The organism is Synechococcus sp. ROS8604 (assembly GCF_014279655.1).
Lineage (GTDB): Bacteria > Cyanobacteriota > Cyanobacteriia > PCC-6307 > Cyanobiaceae > Synechococcus_C.
Window position 1 is genome coordinate 1,266,892 of the sequence record NZ_CP047946.1, and the last position, 21,591, is coordinate 1,288,482.

The window sequence follows — 21,591 nt, forward strand, 5'->3', positions numbered from 1 at the left end:
TTTTGACGGCTGAGTCTCACTCCACGAGCGGTTACGACCCCAAGGAGCAGCTGCGTCGGCTTCAACAACAAAGCCGACGTCTTGCTCCAGTGTTGTATCGAGAGCAAGCGCTTTACCTACAACTTTTGCGCGAGCTCTTGTTGCCAAGCGTGCGTAATGCCGTAGGCCATCTCTTGTGCGAACGGGGTGAACGACTGTCGCGGATTTCCGTCGAGCAACAGGCGGAACTGCAGCAAACCTTTGATGGACTCGTCCAGCGCTGCTCCAGCCTGCTGACTGTTGAGCAGCTGATGGATCTTTCCAGGCGCCTTCAGAAAGAAGTTTCAGAATATCGGCAGCAGGCCCAACGCGAGGTGAGCCAGTCCCTTCAGGCTGATGCTCAAACTGAACCGAGAGACATCAATCGTGGTGGGATTGAGTTAAGCCTGAGTCCTCCCATTGAGCATCCTGATCTGCTCGAGGGATTGCTTCCTCGCATGGAGCCTGATGTGGAGATTGAGGTTGATGAGCCATCCATGGAACCCGTGGATGAGCAGCCTCCATCGGTTCAGGATCCGATTGATTCAGAGTCAGCCGCTGACGGCACGTCAGCCGACTTTGATCTGTTGCGCTCCCTGTTTTTGATGGCTGGTGAGGCGATGCAGCAGGGCGATTCGGCTGGCGAGCCAATCAGTTTTGAATCCGATGCGTCTGGGCTGGGTGCCTCCGTTTTCCCAGCAGATCAGCTGGAGGAGGAATGGATCCCCTCGATGCCTGTGGATTTGGTCCATTGGCTGGAAGGACAGGAGGCCGCGTTAAACCGCAGGATTCGCAATTTGTCCCATTCCCTCAATGTTGAGTTGCTGAGAGCAGGTTTGGTGAGCAGCCTGCTTCCAACCACGCTCCTGGATGCCGCCATCGCTGGACAGTTGCAGGCCCTTCCTTCGCCCTCAAATCTTTTACGGCTCAAGCTTCCTTTGCCCATTCCTTCGCAGGACCAGCCGTTGGAAATCCTCAGCATTTTGCTGAGGCCAGCAGATCTCGAATATGACAACGGTTCTCTGAGGCACAGCCGATACCGATTGCGCCAACATCGCAGCAATTTGCTCACAATGGTGCGGCAGCAGCGGCATTGGCAGAGCCGTCTTACCAGTCAGGAGGTTCATAGTCAGTGGTGGCCCAATCCGCCGACGACAGGTCAGGACTGACCCCGGCGCTGGATCGTCAGGGCTTGGAGTGTTTTCTTGCCTGGCTACGCCCGCTGCAGCAGTCCCTCTCCTTAGAAGCGGATAGGGGATTTCTCGATCTACAAGGGCGTCATGAACGGTTTCATGCCTTTCTGAGCCGCCAATTGGCAACGCCCCCTCCGGTGCCTTTGCCCCATGACAGCTTGGTCCGTCTGCAGGCTTTATCAACTGACTTTGCTGCCTATCCCGAATTAGGGGATGCCGGCCGCCGCCGCCTCGTCACTGGTACTCGGCAGTGGCTCCACGGTTTGCGTGCGCGCCTTGAACCATCGGCACCGATGGCCCCCCCGCGGATCAAGGTGTCGTCGTCGTCCCAGTCTTCCGAGCGGGCCACCTCCACTGCTTTCAGGCTCGATTTGGAGTCACCGCTTGCCAGGGTGCATGGCATCGGTCCCAAGTTGGCAGAGCGTTTAGCCAGCCTCGGTCTGCTGGTCGTTCGTGATCTGATCCAGCACTACCCGAGGGACTATGTCGATTACTCCGCCTTGCGCAGAATTGAGGCCTTGGAGGCTGGGGAAACCGCAACGATCGTGGCCACGGTGCGTCGATCCCATGGATTTACCAGTCCTCGCAATCCGAATCTTTCGATTATTGAGTTGCAGCTTCAAGACCCCACCGGTCGGATCAAGGTGACACGCTTTTTGGCGGGGAAACGATTTAGCAATCCCTCCTATCTGCATGGTCAGACCCGTCAGTACCCAGTGGGTGTCACGGTGGCTGTGAGCGGTTTGGTCAAAAGTGGGCCCTACGGCGTCAGCTTTCAGGACCCCTTGATTGAGGTGATGGAAAGTGCCAACGCACCGTTGGGCTCTCGCCAAATCGGCCGCTTGTTGCCTGTGTATCCCCTAACCGAAGGTCTCACGGCCGATCGTTTTCGAAGCTTGGTGGAAGCGGTTTTACCCGCTGTTCGTCTTTGGCCTGAACCCCTGCCTGCGCCGCGCCGCGAAGCACGTGGTTTGTTGGCTCGCGATCAAGCGCTGGTGGCCATCCATCGGCCAGAAAGCAGCGAGCAATTACAGCAAGCGCGTCATCGCTTGGTGTTTGACGAATTTCTGCTTCTGCAGCTCAGCTTGATGCAACGCAGAGCTGCCCTGCGTCAGCGTTCAGCACCCGTGCTTCATGGGGGCTTGGAGCGTGAAGGATTGGTGGGTCGATTTCTATCCCTCCTCCCGTTTGAACTCACGGGTGCTCAGAAGCGGGTGTTCGCGGACATCGAACAGGATCTGGAGCGACCCGAACCGATGGCGCGGCTCGTGCAGGGGGATGTGGGCAGCGGAAAAACCGTTGTAGCGATTGCGGCGCTGCTCCGGGCCGTGGAAGCTGGCTGGCAAGGCGCCTTGATGGCGCCAACAGAGGTTTTGGCGGCGCAGCACTACCGCAGTCTGTGTAGCTGGTTGCCTCCACTCCACGTCAGCGTGGAGCTGCTCACTGGCTCGACCCCGCGTCGCAGCCGACGCCAAATTTTGAGCGATCTCGCCGGCGGTACGTTGCGCATTCTTGTGGGCACCCATGCTCTCTTGGAGGATCCAGTCGAGTTCGAACGGTTGGGACTGGTGGTGGTGGATGAGCAACATCGCTTTGGCGTGCGTCAACGAAATCGTCTTCTTGATAAAGGACTGCAACCCCATCTGCTCACGATGACCGCCACACCGATCCCGCGAACGTTGGCGCTGTCGCTCCATGGTGATCTTGACGTGAGTCAAATCGATGAACTCCCTCCGGGGCGAACGCCGATTCGCACCAAGGTTGTGAAGAGCTCTGAGCGTGAGGAGGCCTATGAGCTCATCCGGGAACAGGTGCTTCAGGGGCAGCGGATTTATGTGGTGCTCCCTTTGGTGGAGGAATCAGAAAAAGTTGATCTTCGTTCAGCGGTTGATGTGCATCGTCAGCTCTCGGAGGAGGTGTTTCCAGAGTTCAGCGTTGGCCTGCTCCACGGCCGTTTAGCCAGCGCTGAGAAACAGGCCGTGATTGCTGATTTTGCCGGTGGCGCCACTCAGATCTTGGTATCAACCACCGTGGTGGAAGTGGGGGTGGATGTTCCTGAAGCCAGTGTGATGGTGATTGATCATGCTGATCGGTTTGGTTTGGCCCAGTTGCACCAGTTGCGGGGGCGGGTGGGTCGTGGAGCGGCCGCTTCTTACTGCTTACTCGTGAACGACAGCCGCAACCCTCTGGCCAGACAGCGCCTTGAAGTGTTGGTGCGTTCCAATGATGGATTTGAGATTGCGGAGATGGACCTTCGCTTTCGAGGTCCTGGTCAGGTGTTGGGCACCCGTCAATCGGGTTTACCCGATTTGGCGCTCGCCAGCCTCGCGGACGATGGCTCTGTTTTGGAGGAAGCTCGGGATGAGGCAGCGAGCATCTTGAAGGAGGATCCCGAACTGAAGGCTCACGATCAACTTCGTGTGCTGTTGGAACAACAACGCAAGCGCGCTGCTGCAGCTGTGCAACTCAACTAGCCATCAACCGGATCGAGATCTCAGCGTCGCTGCATGTCGCTGCATTCTCCCCAAGAAACTGGCAATCTGCTCAAATCGATTTCTGTGACTTCTCACCATGCAGCGTCCATGGCATGCCGTTTCGATTGACGATTGCGGTGAATCCTTGCGACCGCTGCGATCTGTTGTGACCTGCATGGAACCGCACCCCTACGTGTCGTTAGGGGCGCCCTATGGCAAGGGAGCAGACCCCTTTTGTCTTCGCCAAGGGGTAAGGAGCCGTTTGCTGGCTGCTCAGGTTCATCTTCTGGGATTAACGCTGGGTGCAGGGCTCCCACCCCTTCGGCTTGGGATTTTCGATGCTTGGCGTCCCGTGTCCGTCCAAGCTTTTATGGTGAACCACGCTGTTGAGCAGGAGTGTGCTCGCCAAGGCATCAATCCGGATGATTCTGAGCAGCTGGAGTGCCTGAAGAGCGTTAGCTCCGAGGTGGCACGTTTTTGGGCACCACCGAGCACTGATTTTTTAATACCGCCACCTCACAGCACCGGTGCTGCTGTGGATCTCACTCTGATTGATGCAAAGGGCACCCCCTTGGATATGGGGGGAGACATCGACGCGATCGGAGCTGAATCTCTGCCGCTTCACCATGCCGATGCCGCAGCTGAACATCCTGATGGGAGCGCAGCTTTATTCCATAGCCGGCGATGTTTGCTGCATCGGGTGATGTCGCAAGCTGGATTTGTTCGTCACCCCAATGAGTGGTGGCACTTCAGTTTTGGTGATCAGCTTTGGGCTTGGAGCGTTCAAGCGGATCGTGCCATCTACGGACGGGATCCAGACTTGTTCAGCCTGGAACCTTGAGCATCTCTTGAACAGTGGCGTCACCAAGTTTGGTGATGTGTTCGCCAAAGCCACGCCGCCCGCCAGCATCTTTCCAACTGAGAAGCAAGGGTTCGATGGTTGCTTCAAGGTCTTCCAGGGGCATCTTCTGTAGAAACGGACGCGCCAGTCGCTGCAAATTGGCGCTGCCACCAAGCCAGAGCTGATACTGATTCACGCCGCTGCCAACAAGGCCAAGCTCGGCCATGTAAGGACGAGCGCAACCATTCGGACATCCGGTCATGCGGACAAGAATGGATTTTTTGATCTCTAAATTGTTGAGCTGGGAGTCAAGTCTTTCAAGAACATCGGGCAGAATTCGTTCTGATTCCGTCACGGCCAGTCCGCAGGTCGGTAGGGCCGGACAGGCGAGGGCATGGCGGACCAGGGGAGCAACTTCTGCTGGGAGTTCAAACCCCAATTCAGCCAATTCGGCTTTGATGGATGATTTTTGACTGGATCCAATATTGCAAAGGAGTAGATCTTGATTAGGGGTTAGTCGGATTTCAAGTTGATATCTTTGAACAATCGAGCGAATCCCTACTTTGATATCTCCTTCAAGGCGACCACACATGAAGGGGAGACCTACAAACCACAACCCCGGTTTTTGTCGGTGCCACCCCAAGTAATCCATCAACTTTGCAGGTGCCTCGTTGATCAGTTTTTTGATATCTCTTTTGAAATAATCCTTGATTAAGGTTTCGCGGAACCACTCAATCCCACGATTGTGCAAAAGATATTTCATGCGTGCGTGCTTTCTAACCTCACGATCCCCATGGTCTCGTTGCAGCGCCATGATGGATTGAAGGAGGTCGAAAATGTTTTCAGCTTCTACATAGCCCAAGGGATCAGCAATTCTTGCGAATGTGTCGTCTTGGTTGTGTGTTCTTCCAAGGCCTCCGCCAACGTAAACGTTGCATCCACGCATGGTTCCATTCTTATTGGTGAACAGAACGAGTCCAATGTCTTGGGTTAGGAGGTCAACAGAGTTGTCTCCAGGAACGGTTACGGCGACTTTAAATTTTCTGGGGAGATAGGTATCGCCATAAATGGGTTCATCTTTGCTGCCGGAAAACACCCCTTTGGCGAACTGACGTTCGCGGGCTTGCTTAACAGGCTTTGCAGGCTTGAATCGATAACTAAGGTCTCCATCAACCCACATGTCTAAGTAAGAACCTTCTGCTGCTTTAGGGCTCAGTAGATCAGCAATCTCGTCGGCCAGTTTTCTGGCGGCCGGATATCCATTGTTTTCAAATGGTGCAGCTGGTGCCATCACGTTTCGATTGATATCACCACAGGCAGCTAATGTTGATCCAAGGTTTTCAATGATCGTGCCTATAACTGTTTTAAGATCAGCTTTCGGTATGCCATGCATTTGAAAAGCTTGGCGTGTTGTGATGCGTAGGGTTCCGTTTCCGTACTGATTGGAAAGATCGTCGAGAGCCGAAAATAGTTGTGCTGGAACTCTTCCGCCTGGATTCCTAAGGCGAAGCATCATCTGCCAGCATTTGATTTTATCGGTTTTTCTTAATTCTCTATGGTTTTGTTGGTAGCTCCCATGAAACTTGAGTAACTGAACCGCATCCTCACTAAAGCGAATTTCGTCATTGCCCAGCTCTGTCAATAACGGTTCTCGAAGATGTCCGCTGTAGAGCTTTCTCTTTTCAGCCTTAGACAGCGCTGTGTCAATCGATTCCGTAGGTTTTGAAGGGCCATCAAACATCCGATCGTGCCCTGCTTCTTGCGTCCCTGAGGTTGTCGTCAAACCTTCGTTCACGGATTCAAGGGATAGGTCTTTTGAAACTAGCGAAGCGGCTTCCAATACAGTCAATAGCTACATACCCAATCGGCGTGTCCTCAACATTCCTCCTTGAAATCGGTACCGAGGAACTGCCAGCAGAGTTTGTGCACTCGGCACTGAAGCAGCTTCAGCAGATGGTGGTGTCCGATTTGAAGGACCTTCGCTTAAGTCATGGCCGAGTCAGGGTTTCTGGGACGCCTAGACGCCTTGCTGTGCAGGTGGAGGCGTTGATGGATCGTCAGCCCGATTTAGAGGAAGAACGCAAGGGCCCACCCGTGAAACAGGCCCTGGTGGATGGTCAACCCGGCCCTGCGGCTCTGGGTTTTGCCAAACGTTGTGGGGTGGACCCGGCTGAACTTCAAGCGCGTGACACCCCCAAGGGTCCTTGTTTGTTTGCCCGTGTTTGTACCCCCGGTGATGCCACCACAACCCTGCTGAAGGAGCGCATTCCTGCCTGGATCAATGGTTTGCAAGGCAGGCGATTCATGCGCTGGGGTGATGGCGATCAGCGCTTCAGCCGTCCCGTGCGTTGGTTGGTGTCGCTGGTCGGGTCTGAGTTGATTCCGGTCACTCTTTCGGCGGCACAACCCCCGGTTCAAAGCGGGCGGTTGAGTCGATCCCATCGTCTCCGCGACAGCACCTTGGAGATTGCCCATGCGGATGATTACGTCGATGCCCTAGCGAAGGCCGGTGTGATGGTGGATCGCTCTCAACGGGAGCAGTTGATTCGCTCAGCGTTGGACCAGGAGGCAAGCGCCTGTTCTGCCTCTGTTGATTGTCCTGAGGATTTATTTGAGGAGTTGGTTGATCTTGTTGAGGCCCCCAGGGTGCTGAGTGGGGAGATTGCCGACTGTTATCTCGATTTGCCACCAGAAGTGATTGTCACGGTGATGCAATCCCATCAGCGCTATGTCCCTTTGAAACGAGAGAACGCTCATGACGATCCCCTGGCTCTTCAGGCTCGGGACGTTCTGTTGTCCAAGTTTTTGCTGGTGGGCAATGGCCTTGATCGTGCAGATGGAACCATCGTTCGGGGGAATGAGCGGGTGTTGGGTGCCCGCTTGGCTGATGCTGAGTTTTTCCTGAATGTGGATCGGAAAAGTCCGAGTGAGACGCGCCGCGATGGCCTGGATCGCGTCACCTTTGCCAAGGGGCTCGGCAGCTTGCGAGATCGATGTGACCGGATCGCCTGGATGACGGAGCGTTTGATCGAATCGCTCTCCATTCCTGCGGACATCGCCATGCATGCCAAGAGAGCAGCTCATTTTTGCAAGCATGATTTGGTGAGCCAGATGGTGGGCGAGTTCCCTGAGCTGCAGGGATTGATGGGCGGAAAATACCTGTTGGAAGAGGGGGAAGATCGCCAGGTTGCTCTTGCTGTCGCTGAGCACTACCAGCCCCGCGGGGCTGGAGATGCCCTTCCCTCCAGCGATGCTGGAGCGCTCTTGGCCCTATCTGAGCGCTTGGAATTGCTCTTGAGCATCTACGCCAAGGGCGACCGTCCCAGTGGTTCATCGGATCCTTATGCCTTGCGTCGGGCTGGGAATGGCATTGTTCAGATTCTTTGGGACAGGGGATGGCGTCTCTCGTTGCAGAGCCTGCTTTCGGATGCAGCCAATTATTGGGAGGAACGCTTCCCCTCCTTTGCGGTGCAACCGGAGGCTTTAGTGGCAGATCTTTCGCTGTTATTACGACAGCGAATGGTGTCTCAGTTTGAGGAGGATGGCTTCCCTGCCGATTTGGTTCAAGCCGTGGCAGGGGAGTCCGTCGGCGACGAGCGTCTGCTCAGTGATCCAGTCGATGCTCGAGAACGTCTGGTCCTGCTGCATCAGCTTCGTGGTGATCAACGCCTGCAGGCCGTGCAAGCGGTTGTGCAACGTGCAGCCAAACTCGCCGAGAAGGGTGATCTCGGAAGCGATCAGCTCAGTCCTACGGGGGTTGTTAATGCTGATTTGTTCGAATCAGAGAGCGAAGCTTCCCTGCTGCAATCGCTGGACGACCTGTCGCCTCTCGCACAATCACGCAATTACATCCAGCTTGCAGAAGGTTTGCAGGGTGCCGCCAAGGCACTTGAGGCCTTTTTTGATGGACCACAAAGCGTGATGGTGATGGCGGACAATCCCGATGTCCGCCGTAATCGCCTCAACCTTCTAAGTGTTTTGAAAAATCAGGCATCAGTCCTGGCGCAATTTGATTGCATCCAGTCCTGATGTCTCGAGGCGGGACCTCAGCCTGCGGTGACCTTGGAACGCTCTTCCTCGATCCCCGCCTCCCCTTGTTTGGGAGCATGCCCTGAGGTCTGGGCCTTGATCGCTTGGGCAGCTTCATCGGCTAAGAAGTCACCATCGGACCTGCCAACGGCTGAAGGAACGGAGTCGTAGGTGGAGGGGGCTAAAGCTTGACCGCGGAGAAGACTGCCAAGGGTGCGAGCGGTGAGTTTCACCTGTTGCCAGGGATTCATCATCACGACCTTTTTGTACAGATAGCTGTCAAAGGTCAGCTTCTGGACGTCTTGGTCATCGCACATTTCAACGAATGCTTCTCGAGCTGCATCAGTGCGATAGAAGATGCGTTGAAGAATATCGAGCACGATGTACGTGGCTCCATATTTGCGATCCCATCGCTTGAGGTAGGTGTTTTTGATCTCCTTTTCAGTGGGCATTTGCGTGCCGTTTTTGGAGATTTCAACAATCGCTTCCGCGCACATGCGGCCGCTCTTGGCGGCGAAATAGATCCCTTCTCCTGAGCTCTTGGTCACGTAACCAGCGGCATCTCCCACAAGGGCCATACGGCCCACGACTCTGCGAGGGCGGGGATGTTCGGGAATGGGGTGCGCTTCAACTTTGATCACTTCGCCCTTGAACAGACGCTTACGGGCCCGTTCGCGAATGCCTTTTTGAAGCCCCTTAATCAAGGATTGATTTTGTTGCATGGTCCCTGTCCCCACGGCCACATGGTCGTACTTAGGGAACACCCAGGCGTAGAAGTCGGGTGAGACATCTGTTCCTACGTACATCTCGGCGAGATCCTCGTAGTAAGCCATCTCTTCTGCCGGCAGCTTGATGCGTTCCTGAAACGCGATCGCCACCTTGTAATTACCAGCGTCCATCGCTTTGGCGACACGGGAGTTGGCTCCATCGGCGCCAATGATCAGATCCACGTCCAGGCTTTTTATTTCGCCGGTAGGACCGCCTGAGCTGTAATCGGCGTAATGGAGGGTGTAAGGACCTTGGCGATTGTCTCCAGTGTCGATCTTTTGCACCAACCCATTAATAAGGGTGGTGCCTAGGTCGGCAGCTCGGTTGCGAAGGAAGGAGTCGAACACCTCGCGTCGACACATGCCGATATAGGCATTGTCGTCGTATCCGAGGGGATCCAACTTGATATCAACCTCCCGATTGGAGGGTGAAATCATCTTCATGTTTCGAACTTTGCGGTCGATGATCGAATCCGGAAGATCGAATTCCTCAACCATGCAAAGCGGAATTGCTCCCCCGCAAGGCTTGGCGTTATCGAGTTTTCTCTCGAACAACCAGGTCTTGATGCCGGCCCGTGCAAGCACTTCTGCGGCACAGGATCCGCTCGGTCCACCACCGACAACGGCAACTCTCAGCATCTCAGCAAACTCCGCCGGGTCATTGATTTCAAACTAATCACGCATCCTGAAAAGTGGTACTAGGCCCTGGCGGAGCCCCTTACGATTGAAACAACACTGCATGAATCCTCTGGGAAGAGCCGTCGCCACTCGTCGCAGCACACGGGATGACATTCCTGTTGCCCGTCGCTCGAAACCTGCTCCTCGTCAGCGACGGAGCGGTTTTGAAGTGTTTTTGGCCTGTCTCCTCGTGGGGGGAGGAAGTTTGGCGGCTGTTTGGTTAGGGCCAGGTTTGTTGGCGAGTCGTTCTTTTTGGTTTTCTTCGGCTCCAGTTCCGGTGGTGGAAGGGATTGAAGCGCCGCCAGATGCCGATGGTCGACTGCTTGGTCATTTTCCTTATGACGAGGCGATTTCCAGCCAACTCGTGCCCGTTGAGGCTGGAATTGAGTTGCACCAGGATGCAGCCTTGGCCCTGGATTCGATGCGCCGTGCCGCAGCTTCCGATGGAATCGATCTAAGGCTGATCAGTGGTTATCGATCCCATAGGTTGCAGCAAGGGATTTTCTTTGATGTGAAATCAGAAAGAAATCAAACCGCCGAAGAGCGGGCCAAGGTTTCGGCACCGCCGGGTTATTCCGAGCACAGCACTGGTTATGCGATTGATCTTGGCGATGGCAGCCGTCCAGATACCAATCTTTCCGTCTCTTTTGAGACGACTCCGGCATTTCGTTGGTTGCAGGATTACGCCGCTAGTTATCACTTTACGCTGTCCTTCCCTGAAGTGAATCCTCAGGGTGTGAGCTATGAGCCTTGGCACTGGCGTTTTGAGGGGTCGGCGGAGGCTTTGCGCCAATTTGAACCCGCACGTCAGATGGCTCTCGGGCGTTGAACACATCATCTTTCCCAGAGTTGCTCTCCCCAGCTGGGGATTGGAAGGCCTTGAGGGCGGCGGTCTCCAACGGTGCTGATGCCGTTTATTTCGGGGTTGAGGCTTTCAATGCTCGTCTTCGGGCAGAGAACTTCCAGCTTGTTGAGCTGCCCGAGATCATGGCCTGGCTTCATGCCCGGGGGGTGAAGGGATTTCTCACGGTGAACGTCCTCCTCTTTGGCGATGAGTTGGAGCAAGCGGCCCCTCTGCTGTTGGCCGCAGATCGGGCTGGCGTTGATGCTCTGATTGTTCAGGACTTAGGGCTTTGCCTTCTTGCGAAAGCGCTTGTTCCCACGTTGTCTTTGCATGCATCCACCCAGATGTCGATCACCAGTGCTGCTGGTGTGGCGCAGGCAGCGGCAGCGGGCTGTGAGCGGGTTGTGCTGGCGAGGGAACTCGCCCTCCGCGATCTTGAGAGGCTGCAAAACCAACTGAAGGAGAGATCCCTTGCCATACCTCTCGAGGTGTTTGTGCACGGGGCCTTATGCGTGGCTTACTCCGGTCAGTGCCTCACCAGTGAATCCCTGGGCCAGCGCAGTGCCAATCGTGGTGAATGTGCACAAGCTTGCCGTTTGCCTTATGAATTGGTGGTGGATGGTGAATCGCTCGATCTCGGAGATCAACGCTATTTACTGTCTCCCCAGGATCTCGCCGCTTGGCCACTCCTGGCGGATTTGGTGAAGCTCGGAATCAGGAGTTTCAAGATCGAAGGTCGCCTCAAGGATCCCACCTATGTGGCGTCGGTCACGGATGCCTATCGCCGCAGTCTCGATGGCTTGGTCTGTGATCTTGCGGAGATTCAACGCCAGCTTGAGCTTGGTTTTTCCAGGGGCTTATCCACTGGTTGGTTGCGGGGCATTGATCACCGTGCCCTCGTGCATGGTCGTTGGAGCAAGAAGCGTGGTCCGGTGATTGGTGAACTGGTTCGCGTCGAGTCAAAGGGATGGTTGGTGTTGCAGTGCACGGAGAGCCCTCGCAACGGTCAGGGTTTGGTTTTGGAAGCGACGGATCGTCAGGATGACCCTCTGACACCTCCGCGTGAAATTGGTGGACGGGTGATGGAGGTGAAGGCGATGGAGAGAGGGCTCGTTCGTTTGCGGATAGGACCTGGCCGTGTCGATCTATCCGGTCTGCGTTCAGGATCCTCGGTCTGGCTCACCAGTGATCCGCAATGGCAAAGCACCTGGCAGCGTCGATCGGAACGCGTGGTGTCTCCGCTTGAACGGGGTCTTCACATTCGTGTGAGTGGGCAGATCGGTGAAGTTCTGGAGTTGGAGCTTATTGAACCTGTTTTGCCTGGTGGAGAATGCTGCAGCGTGACGAGTCAGGCCGTGTTGGAGCCTGCCCGTGATCACGGTTTAGATCGTGAGCGCTTGGTCGCTCAGCTTGGGCGTTTGGGTGGCACGGGCTGGTGTCTTGAGCATCTGGAAACCAACCTGGGATCGGGGTTGTTTCTTCCCGTTGCTGAGCTGAACAGGATGCGCCGCTCGTTGTTGCAGCAGATGGCTGATGGCGGCCTCACGGCAGCCTTTCAACAGGTGGGGCTGGAGGCGTCTTCGGAGCGGGTGGACCCTCAGCCCATCGTTGCGGCAACACTCGAGCGCTTGGCTGATTGGCGGGACTCAGCACAGCCGCAGTCCAAGTCGCCGTCGTTGGTTGTGCTCGTTCGAAGCCTGGAGCAGTTGCGTGCTCTTCAAGACATGGGCGATGGACCGATGACCTCGGTTATTGCCGATCTAGAGCATCCGAAGGATCTCAAAGAAGCTGTGGCGATAGGCCGTGGCTGCTGGCCTGATGGAATTTGGTTGGCCGGACCTCGCATCACCAGGCCTGGTGAACGCTGGATGTTGGAACCGCTTCTGAAAGCGAAAGCGGATGGATATCTCGTACGCAACGCGGATCAGTTGGAGCTACTCACGGGCCAGGCTCCCTGTGCTGGAGACTTCACGTTGAATGTCGCAAACCCGCTCAGCTTGCTTTGGTTCCTGGAGACCTGGGGACTGGATCGGGTCACAGCCAGTTGTGATTTGAACCTCAGCCAATTGCTTGATTTGGTGCAGGCATCTCCACCCGAACGGATCGAAGTGGTGTTGCATCAACACATGCCGCTCTTTCATATGGAGCATTGCTTGTTCTGTTCGTTCCTCTCGGAGGGCCACGATCACACCGATTGCGGCAGGCCCTGTGAGCAGCACACCGTGATGCTGAGAGATCGGAGTGGCGTTGAGCATCCGCTGAAAGCGGATCTTGGCTGTCGCAACACGTTGTTTAATGGCAAGCCGCAGACGGGAGTTGAGGCGCTATCGGCCTTGCGTCATGCAGGGATTCATCGCTATCGATTGGATCTTCTCGATGAAGGGGCCGAGGCCACGTTGCGGCGGGTCCAGCTGTACAGCGAAACTATTTTAGGACGTACTCTCTCAGCTGACGTTTGGAGGCGCGAGCAAATCGATCACAAACTCGGCGTCACGCGTGGCAGTTTGCGCATCGGTCGAGAAAATCAAGCGTTGCAAGTCTCATGTTGAGATAGCATGTCGCGGCTGCGCCTGCTGGCGTTCCAAAGTTTCCCCTAATAACGTTACGGACCTCATGAGCGCCCCGAACAAGGCGATTCGCAATATAGCGATCATCGCCCACGTGGATCACGGCAAAACCACTCTGGTGGATGCCCTGCTCAGCCAGTCCGGAATCTTTCGCGACAACGAGGCCGTTCCAACATGCGTTCTTGATTCCAACGATTTGGAGCGGGAGCGCGGAATTACGATCCTTTCGAAAAATACTGCGGTCACCTATAACGACACGAGAATCAATATTGTTGATACCCCTGGCCACGCTGATTTCGGGGGCGAAGTCGAGCGTGTGCTCGGCATGGTGGATGGATGTTTGCTGATCGTTGATGCAAACGAGGGGCCCATGCCCCAAACCCGTTTTGTGCTTAAAAAAGCCCTCGAGCAGGGTTTAAGACCGATTGTGTTCGTCAACAAGATTGACCGTGCACGTGTCGACCCAGAAACGGCTGTCGATAAGGTTCTTGATCTCTTTCTAGAGCTTGGTGCTGACGACGATCAGTGTGATTTCCCTTATTTGTTCGGGAGTGGTTTGGGTGGCTTCTCGAAGCCCGATATGAAAACAGAGAGCGACAATATGCGTCCTCTCTTTGATGCAATTTTGCGTCATGTTCCGCCTCCAGTAGGAGATCCTGAGAAGCCTCTACAGCTTCAAATCACGACTCTTGATTATTCCGATTTCCTTGGTCGGATCATCATTGGTCGCGTTCATAATGGTGTTATTAAACAGGGGCAAAGAGCTACGCTCATTAAAGATGACGGCAGCGTCAAAAAAGGTCGTATCAGTAAGCTTTTGGGCTTCGAGGGTCTTCAAAGAGTCGATATCGAAGAGGCATCTGCTGGCGATCTTGTGGCAGTGGCTGGTTTTGATGATGTCAACATCGGCGAAACGATTGCTTGCCCTGATGAGCCAAAAGCTTTACCGCTCATCAAGGTTGATGAACCCACCCTGCAAATGACCTTTGTGGTCAATGATTCACCTTTCGCGGGGAAAGAAGGCAAGTTTGTGACCAGTCGCCAGCTTCGCGATCGCTTGCAGCGCGAACTGCTCACCAATGTGGCGTTACGGGTTGAAGATACGGATTCCCCAGATCGTTTTGCTGTGAGTGGGAGGGGGGAACTTCACCTCGGCATCTTGATTGAGACGATGCGACGCGAGGGCTATGAGTTTCAAGTGTCTCAGCCTCAAGTGATCTTCCGCACCATTGATGGAACTCCCTGTGAACCTGTGGAAACACTGGTGATGGATGTTCCTGAAGCTGCCGTTGGTTCCTGTATCGAGAAGCTCGGAACGCGCAAAGCTGAGATGCAGAACATGGAAACAGGCGCTGACAACCGCACGCAACTCGAATTTGTGGTTCCGTCGCGGGGGCTGATTGGTTTCCGCGGTGAATTCATTCGCGCTACTCGCGGAGAAGGAATCATGAGCCATTCATTTTTCGAATATCGCCCGATGCAGGGTGAGTTCGATACGCGAAGGAACGGTGTTTTGATTGCATTTGAAGAAGGCACAGCTACTTTCTATGCTCTTAAAGGAGCGGAAGATCGTGGCCAATTCTTTATTACTCCAGGCACTAAGGTTTATAAGGGAATGATCATTGGTGAGAACACCCGTCAGCAAGATATGGAAATTAATATCTGCAAGGCAAAGCAAGTTACCAACATTCGTTCTGCTGGAGCAGATGTTTTAGACACATTGCAGTCACCGATTCAGATGACGCTCGAGCGGGCTCTGGAATACATCGGTCCTGATGAAATGCTGGAAGTCACTCCTGAATCCATGCGGTTAAGGAAATTACCAGCCAAAAAAATGGCTAAGCGTTGAGCGCTCGCTTAGATCCCCGATTCCAGCAGGCCGTCGATCTTTTTAATCGACGTGCCTGGTATGAGACGCATGATGCTTTTGAGGAGATTTGGCATGAAACGGCAGGACCGGAACGTCGATTGCTCCAAGGAATTCTGCAAATCGCAGTTGCTCACGTTCATTTAGAACGGGGCAACCTCAAGGGAGCAACAATTTTGTTGGGTGAAGGAGTAGGACGTCTTTCTTCCGCCCAACCAGGTGATCTTGGGCTCGATTTACCCTCGGTTCGAGATCAGGCCCGTTTGAGGCTTGAAGCGTTGCAACATGAGACTGATCCTGTCGTACTTCCAGTACCTGAGTTGCGTGACCACTCCTGAGTTTCTAGGTACATTGGCTTTGATGATGAGGGTGCTCTGATGGTCTTCCGTTCCCTCGCAGTTGCAATGAACAATCGGATTGGCAATCTCGTATCCGCTGCTGCCCTGTTGGTGTTTGCTTGTTCTGTGCTCCCTGTGAGTGCTCAGACAGCAGAAGCAGAAGACAGTTTGATCACGATTGAATCGGATACGCAAAGCGCCGACAACATCACAGGTGTCGTGACAGCCCTGGGTAATGTTCGGATTGTTTATCCCTCTCGAGGGATGGTGGCAACGTCCCGTCAGGCGCAGTATTTCAGCCGGGAAGCGTTGCTGGTTTTAAGCGGAGATGTGGATGTGGTGCAGGAGGATGGAAATAGTATTCGCGCTGAACGGGTTACTTACAACCTTGACGATGAACGTGCTCTGGCGAAACCAATGCCGGGTCAGCAAGTGCAGTCCACCCTCTTGTTAAAGCAGAGTCCCTCCTCGCAGACTCCCTTAACGCCATGAGTTTGAGTCTTGAGCAGGTCACTCTGACCCTGGGTGGCCGAACGTTAGTCCGCTCCCTTTCACTGACTTTGAAGCCTGGTGAAGTGATTGGCTTGCTTGGACCCAATGGGGCAGGCAAAACCACAAGCTTCAATTTAGTGATTGGATTGTTGCGTCCTGATAGCGGTCAAGTTCTTCTGGATGGGCATCCCGTCGCGGACTTGCCGATGCCCCAAAGGGCTCGTCTTGGCATTGGCTACCTGCCGCAGGAACCCAGTGTGTTTCGCCAATTGACCGTTCAAGAAAACCTTGAACTTGTGTTAGTTCAAAGCGGACTTTCTAAGGCCGATAGTCGTCAACGTCTCCATCAATTAATCGAGGACTTTCATCTCGAGTCTTTCATCCATCGTTGTGGGTACCAGCTTTCGGGTGGTGAACGCAGGCGTTGTGAAGTCGCCCGTGCCCTTGCCGTTGGTTTAGAAGGTCCGCGCTATCTACTTCTTGATGAACCCTTCGCGGGGGTGGATCCACTGGCTGTAGCTGATCTGCAACAAATGATCCACGGGCTGCGCGAACGCGGAATGGGCATCCTTATTACCGACCATAACGTTCGAGAAACTCTTGCTATTACGGATCGGGCCTACATTTTGACGGAAGGAAGCATCCTTGCTTCCGGCCGCTCTGATGAAGTGGCGCATGACCCACTCGTACGCCGTCATTATCTTGGGGAGGATTTTCAGCTTTGAATAATCATATTTTGATAGATGTCCAACATAAAATTCGCAAGCTTATTCATCGAATTCCATTGCTTGATCGGTGGCTTCTTGGTGAGCTCATTGGCCCATTATTGTTTGGTCTCACATTATTTACGGTCGTATCCCTATCCGTAGGGGTGATGTTTGATCTGGTTCGCAAGATTGTTGAATCGAATCTCCCATGGACGATTGCCGTACAGGTGCTGTTGCTGAAGTTGCCCAGTTTTTTGGTGATTTCTTTCCCAATGGCGACGTTGATTGCATCGCTGCTTGCCTATAGCCGACTTTCTGCCAATAGCGAGCTGACGGCACTACGAAGTGTTGGCGTTACAGCGAGTCGCATGATTGCACCTGCGATTGCCTTGGCACTGTTGATGACAGGCCTTTCGTTTGTTTTCAACGATGTCATCGTGCCTCGTACGAATCGCTCTGCTGAATTCACATTGCAACGTGCCCTGGGTCAAGCGATTGCTGCTGAGAAGGGAGAAGACATCATCTACTCCCGTTTTGGACGAGTCACTGGTCCTGATGGAGATGTAGGTAAAGGTTTAACCCAATTATTTTATGCAACTAAGTTTATAGACGGAAAGATGATTGGCGTCACTGTTTTAGATTTTTCGCGATTTGGATTTACTCAGATGCTTGTTGCTGACCATGCAAATTGGAACGAGTCTCAGGCTAAGTGGGAGTTTAATGACGGCAAAATTCTTACTCTGACTCCATCTGGTAGTACAACATCAGCGGATTTCGATCGATATTTCTATCCACTGAGCCCTGCGCCGTTACGGATCGCGAAATTGCCTAAAGATGCCAACAATATGACCGTGTCGGAAGCCATTGAAGCTGAACAACTGCTCTCTGATGCGGGGGACCGCAAAGAAGCACGCAGGCTAAGGGTTCGAATCCAGGAGAAATTTACTGTTCCGATGGCCTGTTTGGTGTTTGGTTTGATTGGTTCAAGTCTTGGTGCCAAGCCCAACAGCAGAACCAGTCGGAGTCAGGGATTTGGTATCAGCGTCGTTCTGATTTTTGTTTACTACGTTTTGAGTTTCAGTTTCAGTTCCCTCGGTGTGAAAGGCACCTTGCCTCCCCCCCTAGCCGCTTGGGTGCCTGTTTTGATTTGTCTTGCTGGTGGTGGAGTGTTGTTGCGGCAGGCCAGCCGGTAACCAAACACGTCAGAATCAGGTTGTTTCGTGGTGATGGCGTTCATGGAGTTGGCTGGGATTGATCCGGTGCTTGGCCTGGGATTGTTTTCTTTCGGTCTGTTGCTGTTGGCCCTGCCGCTCGCCTTCTGGAAAGTGAGCTCTGAACAGACGTCTGGCCTCGTCACGTTGCTGATTGCCACTGCCAACCTGGCATTAACGGCTCAACTGGTCCTGCGTTGGTGGCAATCGGGACATTTCCCGATCAGCAACCTCTACGAATCACTTTGCTTCTTGGCCTGGGCCTGCACGCTCACTCAATTGCTGGTGGAGAGAACTTGGCCTACGCCGATTGTCGCTGCAGCCGCGACTCCGATGGGTTTGGGGTGTATCGCGTTTGCCAGCTTTGCGCTTCCTGACCAGTTGCAAGAAGCGTCTCCGCTCGTTCCAGCGCTGCGATCCAGTTGGCTGGTCATGCACGTGAGCGTGATTATGGTGAGTTATGCCGCCCTTTTGGTGGGCTCACTGTTATCAGTGGCTGTTTTGCTGACCGACCGTGGTCATGCTTTGCAACTGCGCAGCAGCTCGATAGGAAGTGGAGGGTATCGACGTGCTGCGCTTGCGACTCCCCTCGGCAGCGTGGGTGACCCTGAAGGAACCACGTCTTCCATTGAGCTCTCATCGGTTCAGTTCACTCGGAACGAACGTTTGGACAGCCTCAGCTACCGCACGATTACGGTTGGCTTTCTCCTGCTCACCGTTGGCATCATTAGCGGGGCTGTGTGGGCCAATGAGGCCTGGGGCAGCTACTGGAGCTGGGATCCCAAGGAAACCTGGGCACTCATTTGCTGGCTTGTGTATGCCGCTTATCTGCATACGCGCTTAAGCAGAGGCTGGCAGGGAAGGCGTCCGGCATTCGTAGCGAGTGCAGGGTTGGTTGTGATTGGCGTTTGTTATATCGGCGTGAATCTTCTGGGTATTGGTCTCCATAGTTATGGCTGGTTCTTTGGATAAAAGGTTTTCGTTGGGTTTTGAGTTGTGATCGCTTAGAAGAGGACCATTTAGACCATTTGGTATGTGTGCCATGTACGGCGATAAAGGCAAGTTCTTTCTCTATCTTTCAATTATCTCTCCAATAGACTGAGAGCAAACTCCTCAAATGGGAAACAACTAGTTACCTCGCTCACCCATTTGAGGGAAAGCATGGCAGGTACCAGATGAGTCAGTGAATGCTTCAACGTTTTGGTAGAACACGGTTAGAGATTGAATGGACTAGGATGGCTTTCCGCTCTTTTACAAAATGGAACAACAGAGATACCAACCATTTGACATTGATAAAGCTCCAGACAAGGTCTTCTTGATTGGAAGTTCGTTCATTGTGCTCTTTCTGTTTCTCCTGTGATCTGAGCTTCCGTCTAACCAGTGGCTGACCTCCACCTTGAAGCAATCTGGGCTAGAAGTAGACCTGATACGTATGTATATAGTGCGACTATGAGGAATGAATTGCATATGCTTGTAACATCTGTCGCCGCAGCATCGATTGAGCAATGCTCGCAAAAGCTTTGCTTATAACGTTTGTACTGCTGCCAACTTCGCTAGCAAGTGCTGATGAAGCTTTTGCTGATGATTTCAGTATTTTTCTGGCTTAATGTTGATGATATCGTATTCATATTGATCGCTACAAAGAAAGGCTGGCTGTGCCTTCCAGCCTGAATTCCCAACTGGAACCTTCCATTCTTTTGTTGCAGCTGTCTGCGGAGACCCTGGCAAGGGTTGTCAAGGTCACAGTATGAAATGCACACATTTGTTGCCTCGGGCGCAAATCAACTGTTAGTTTTGATACCAGGACAATTAATCGTCATATTCATTTAATCCATTCGATGGAATATACAGTTAGTATCTAATTGTTCTTGTTGACTCATCATGACGGACATCACCGATAAGTACGAAAAGTTCAAAGTTCCCTACAGCACGAACGAAAAGCATTCTGCTGACGAGTTTGATCCCAAGGAAAATGGTGGCTTAGACAATCCAGCTAATCGTCACAAAGACAAAGTGTTGGATGATATCTGTGATACCCACCCCGGTTCACCAATGTGCAAAGTGTTTGATTGCTGATAAACTCAGCTGATTCATCGAGTTTTAACAAGGCGCTGCGAGGCAAGAGATGATCTCTAGCTTCGCAGCTTTTTTATGGCCAAAACGTTGTTTCATTCACCTGATTTGATGATTTATTGATCGTTCACGATTGGTGCGTTGTCATAGGTCCGTCTTGGTTGATCCTGGTTTCCTTTTCTGGCATCGAGGAAAGCATGCCGGCGCTGGCTCGTACAGCCGTTTGCCTTTGAGCTTTCTCGACTTTGAGCTCTTGATTTTGAGATCAGTGCCCTGATGAGCCTTGGCCCTTTAGGTTTTCTTTACATTTCGCTATGCAGAGTGGCATTTATTTTTTGTTTGGGTTAGAGCTGTAGAAGATAGGGCTTAAATCATGAGTTATGAAGCTAAGGAGCGCACGCCATTTCCCTATGGCCAGGTTGCTTATCCAGCTTTTCTTGGTGTAAAGCCCGGTGACTACATCATTGTTAAAGGGGAAAACCAAGTACAACTCAAGAAGGATCACAGCTGGTGGATGGGACAGGTTGTTTCTTGTAAAGCTGAAGCTAGAGATCCCAGTGGAGATCGTGTGATTCAAGTTGTGGATGTTGATGACGAGAAGATCAGCTGGGTAAATGTGGATGAAATATCACATGTGTTGTATGGGCTAGATGGTTTGTCAAATGATTAAATAGCCTGCTGCTTCGAAGCTGTGATGTTCAACGCTCCCCTTGTCCATAACAATATTTTTTAAAAGTAGGAATTCTCTCTATTTACACATAGCGAGTCATAAATTCCGATAGTGTGATGCCTTCTTTCTTTGCTGAATTACAGCAATCTCTGAAAAGCTCTTCATCAGTTTCTGTGCGGGCTAGGTCTCGAAATTGTTCTAGGCTCAGCTGATTGTGATCAGGGCTGCTCTCCCGCATTGAATTCCATTTGGCACAGAGTGAATCGACCATCTCTTTTCTTGAATAGGGAGGGTTGATCTTCTGCTGTTTTGCCAAATGGATGAGACTCCAGTTCTTGTCTAAACTATAGTGACCAAAAGGATTTTTGACAATAGTCTCTAGTGGTGAGGCTTTTTTCGGTTTTGATATTTTATTGTGTTGCGTAATTGCATTGAAAGCAAGTAATCCGTACTGTTTGCTTTCAATGCTCTTTATTGTTTTCGGCTGAAAATGGTTTGAATCGAAGTCTATTCAACTCCATGTAACTATTAAAAGTTGTCTTTGAAAGTTCACTTGGCGACTGTTCACTTGGCGACTGATTGCCGCGCCACTTGCCAAGATGGCATTGGCTAACTGGCCAGTGTTTGGCAAGACTGGACATCACCGTTCATCCGTGATCGCCATCTGCGCAGTTCATGGTGATCAAGCATGGCTCGACGAGATTTCTCTGCATGAGCTAGGCGTTGAATCAATGCATGGGTGTCATGGGTAGAAAGCTCACCGTCTGAATCCCACTTCATGCAGGAAACGCCTTTTTTGGAAGTGTTGGCCATTGTGTTTGC

At 53.0% G+C, this 21,591-nt stretch carries 17 protein-coding genes; 14 read left to right on the forward strand and 3 right to left on the reverse strand.

Features of this window, described 5'->3' with window-relative positions:
- Positions 1-2 precede the first annotated feature (2 nt).
- The 3 genes from SynROS8604_RS06695 (at position 3) to SynROS8604_RS06705 (ending at position 4,526) form a co-directional block, all read left to right on the forward strand.
- Positions 3-1,187, forward strand: coding sequence for a hypothetical protein (locus SynROS8604_RS06695; RefSeq protein ID WP_186545598.1), 1,185 nt, complete (start codon positions 3-5; stop codon positions 1,185-1,187).
- Positions 1,151-3,685 carry an ATP-dependent DNA helicase RecG gene (recG, locus tag SynROS8604_RS06700; RefSeq protein WP_186545599.1) on the forward strand — a complete coding sequence of 845 codons (2,535 nt, stop codon included), beginning with the start codon at positions 1,151-1,153 and terminating at the stop codon, positions 3,683-3,685. Before SynROS8604_RS06695 ends, recG begins: the two co-directional genes overlap by 37 nt.
- A 97-nt stretch (positions 3,686-3,782) precedes the next feature.
- Positions 3,783-4,526: a M15 family metallopeptidase gene (locus tag SynROS8604_RS06705; RefSeq protein WP_186545600.1), complete on the forward strand. Its 744-nt coding sequence runs from the start codon at positions 3,783-3,785 to the stop codon at positions 4,524-4,526.
- Here the strand turns inward: SynROS8604_RS06705 and SynROS8604_RS06710 are convergent.
- Positions 4,510-6,267: an NADPH-dependent assimilatory sulfite reductase hemoprotein subunit gene (locus tag SynROS8604_RS06710; protein WP_186545865.1), complete on the reverse strand. Its 1,758-nt coding sequence runs from the start codon at positions 6,265-6,267 to the stop codon at positions 4,510-4,512. The genes SynROS8604_RS06705 and SynROS8604_RS06710 overlap by 17 nt on opposite strands.
- A 128-nt stretch (positions 6,268-6,395) precedes the next feature.
- Between SynROS8604_RS06710 and glyS the strand changes: the two genes are divergently transcribed.
- The gene (gene glyS / locus SynROS8604_RS06715; RefSeq protein ID WP_186545601.1) at positions 6,396-8,555 is read left to right on the forward strand and encodes a glycine--tRNA ligase subunit beta; all 2,160 of its coding nucleotides are present in this window, start codon (positions 6,396-6,398) and stop codon (positions 8,553-8,555) included.
- Positions 8,556-8,572: 17 nt separating this feature from the next.
- On the opposite strand, the gene chlP is transcribed toward glyS, so the two are convergent.
- Positions 8,573-9,961: a geranylgeranyl reductase gene (gene chlP / locus SynROS8604_RS06720; RefSeq protein WP_186545602.1), complete on the reverse strand. Its 1,389-nt coding sequence runs from the start codon at positions 9,959-9,961 to the stop codon at positions 8,573-8,575.
- 100 nt (positions 9,962-10,061) lie between these two features.
- On the opposite strand from chlP, the gene SynROS8604_RS06725 reads away from it, so the two are divergent.
- From SynROS8604_RS06725 to SynROS8604_RS06770, 10 genes are all read left to right on the forward strand, one after another.
- The gene (locus SynROS8604_RS06725; RefSeq protein ID WP_186545603.1) at positions 10,062-10,829 is read left to right on the forward strand and encodes a M15 family metallopeptidase; all 768 of its coding nucleotides are present in this window, start codon (positions 10,062-10,064) and stop codon (positions 10,827-10,829) included.
- The gene (locus SynROS8604_RS06730; RefSeq protein ID WP_186545604.1) at positions 10,826-13,393 is read left to right on the forward strand and encodes a U32 family peptidase; all 2,568 of its coding nucleotides are present in this window, start codon (positions 10,826-10,828) and stop codon (positions 13,391-13,393) included. Before SynROS8604_RS06725 ends, SynROS8604_RS06730 begins: the two co-directional genes overlap by 4 nt.
- A 64-nt stretch (positions 13,394-13,457) precedes the next feature.
- Positions 13,458-15,260 carry a translational GTPase TypA gene (gene typA / locus SynROS8604_RS06735; RefSeq protein WP_186545605.1) on the forward strand — a complete coding sequence of 601 codons (1,803 nt, stop codon included), beginning with the start codon at positions 13,458-13,460 and terminating at the stop codon, positions 15,258-15,260.
- The gene (locus tag SynROS8604_RS06740) at positions 15,257-15,616 is read left to right on the forward strand and encodes a DUF309 domain-containing protein (RefSeq protein WP_186545606.1); all 360 of its coding nucleotides are present in this window, start codon (positions 15,257-15,259) and stop codon (positions 15,614-15,616) included. The genes typA and SynROS8604_RS06740 overlap by 4 nt, the downstream gene beginning before the upstream one ends.
- A gap of 39 nt (positions 15,617-15,655) precedes the next feature.
- Positions 15,656-16,108 carry an LptA/OstA family protein gene (locus tag SynROS8604_RS06745; protein ID WP_186545607.1) on the forward strand — a complete coding sequence of 151 codons (453 nt, stop codon included), beginning with the start codon at positions 15,656-15,658 and terminating at the stop codon, positions 16,106-16,108.
- Positions 16,105-16,833, forward strand: coding sequence for an LPS export ABC transporter ATP-binding protein (gene lptB, locus SynROS8604_RS06750; RefSeq protein ID WP_186545608.1), 729 nt, complete (start codon positions 16,105-16,107; stop codon positions 16,831-16,833). The genes SynROS8604_RS06745 and lptB overlap by 4 nt, the downstream gene beginning before the upstream one ends.
- Positions 16,830-18,008: an LptF/LptG family permease gene (locus tag SynROS8604_RS06755; RefSeq protein WP_186545609.1), complete on the forward strand. Its 1,179-nt coding sequence runs from the start codon at positions 16,830-16,832 to the stop codon at positions 18,006-18,008. Before lptB ends, SynROS8604_RS06755 begins: the two co-directional genes overlap by 4 nt.
- Positions 18,009-18,050: 42 nt before the next feature.
- On the forward strand, positions 18,051-18,998 hold the full coding sequence (gene ccsB / locus SynROS8604_RS06760) for a c-type cytochrome biogenesis protein CcsB (RefSeq protein ID WP_186545866.1): 948 nt from the start codon (positions 18,051-18,053) through the stop codon (positions 18,996-18,998).
- A gap of 909 nt (positions 18,999-19,907) precedes the next feature.
- Positions 19,908-20,102, forward strand: a complete 195-nt coding sequence (locus SynROS8604_RS06765; protein ID WP_006852494.1) for a hypothetical protein — start codon at positions 19,908-19,910, stop codon at positions 20,100-20,102.
- Between the two features lie 370 nt (positions 20,103-20,472).
- Positions 20,473-20,769: a DUF3104 domain-containing protein gene (locus SynROS8604_RS06770; protein ID WP_186545610.1), complete on the forward strand. Its 297-nt coding sequence runs from the start codon at positions 20,473-20,475 to the stop codon at positions 20,767-20,769.
- Positions 20,770-20,851: 82 nt separating this feature from the next.
- Here the strand turns inward: SynROS8604_RS06770 and SynROS8604_RS06775 are convergent, their stop codons facing one another.
- The gene (locus SynROS8604_RS06775; RefSeq protein ID WP_186545611.1) at positions 20,852-21,085 is read right to left on the reverse strand and encodes a hypothetical protein; all 234 of its coding nucleotides are present in this window, start codon (positions 21,083-21,085) and stop codon (positions 20,852-20,854) included.
- Positions 21,086-21,591: the final 506 nt, after the last annotated feature.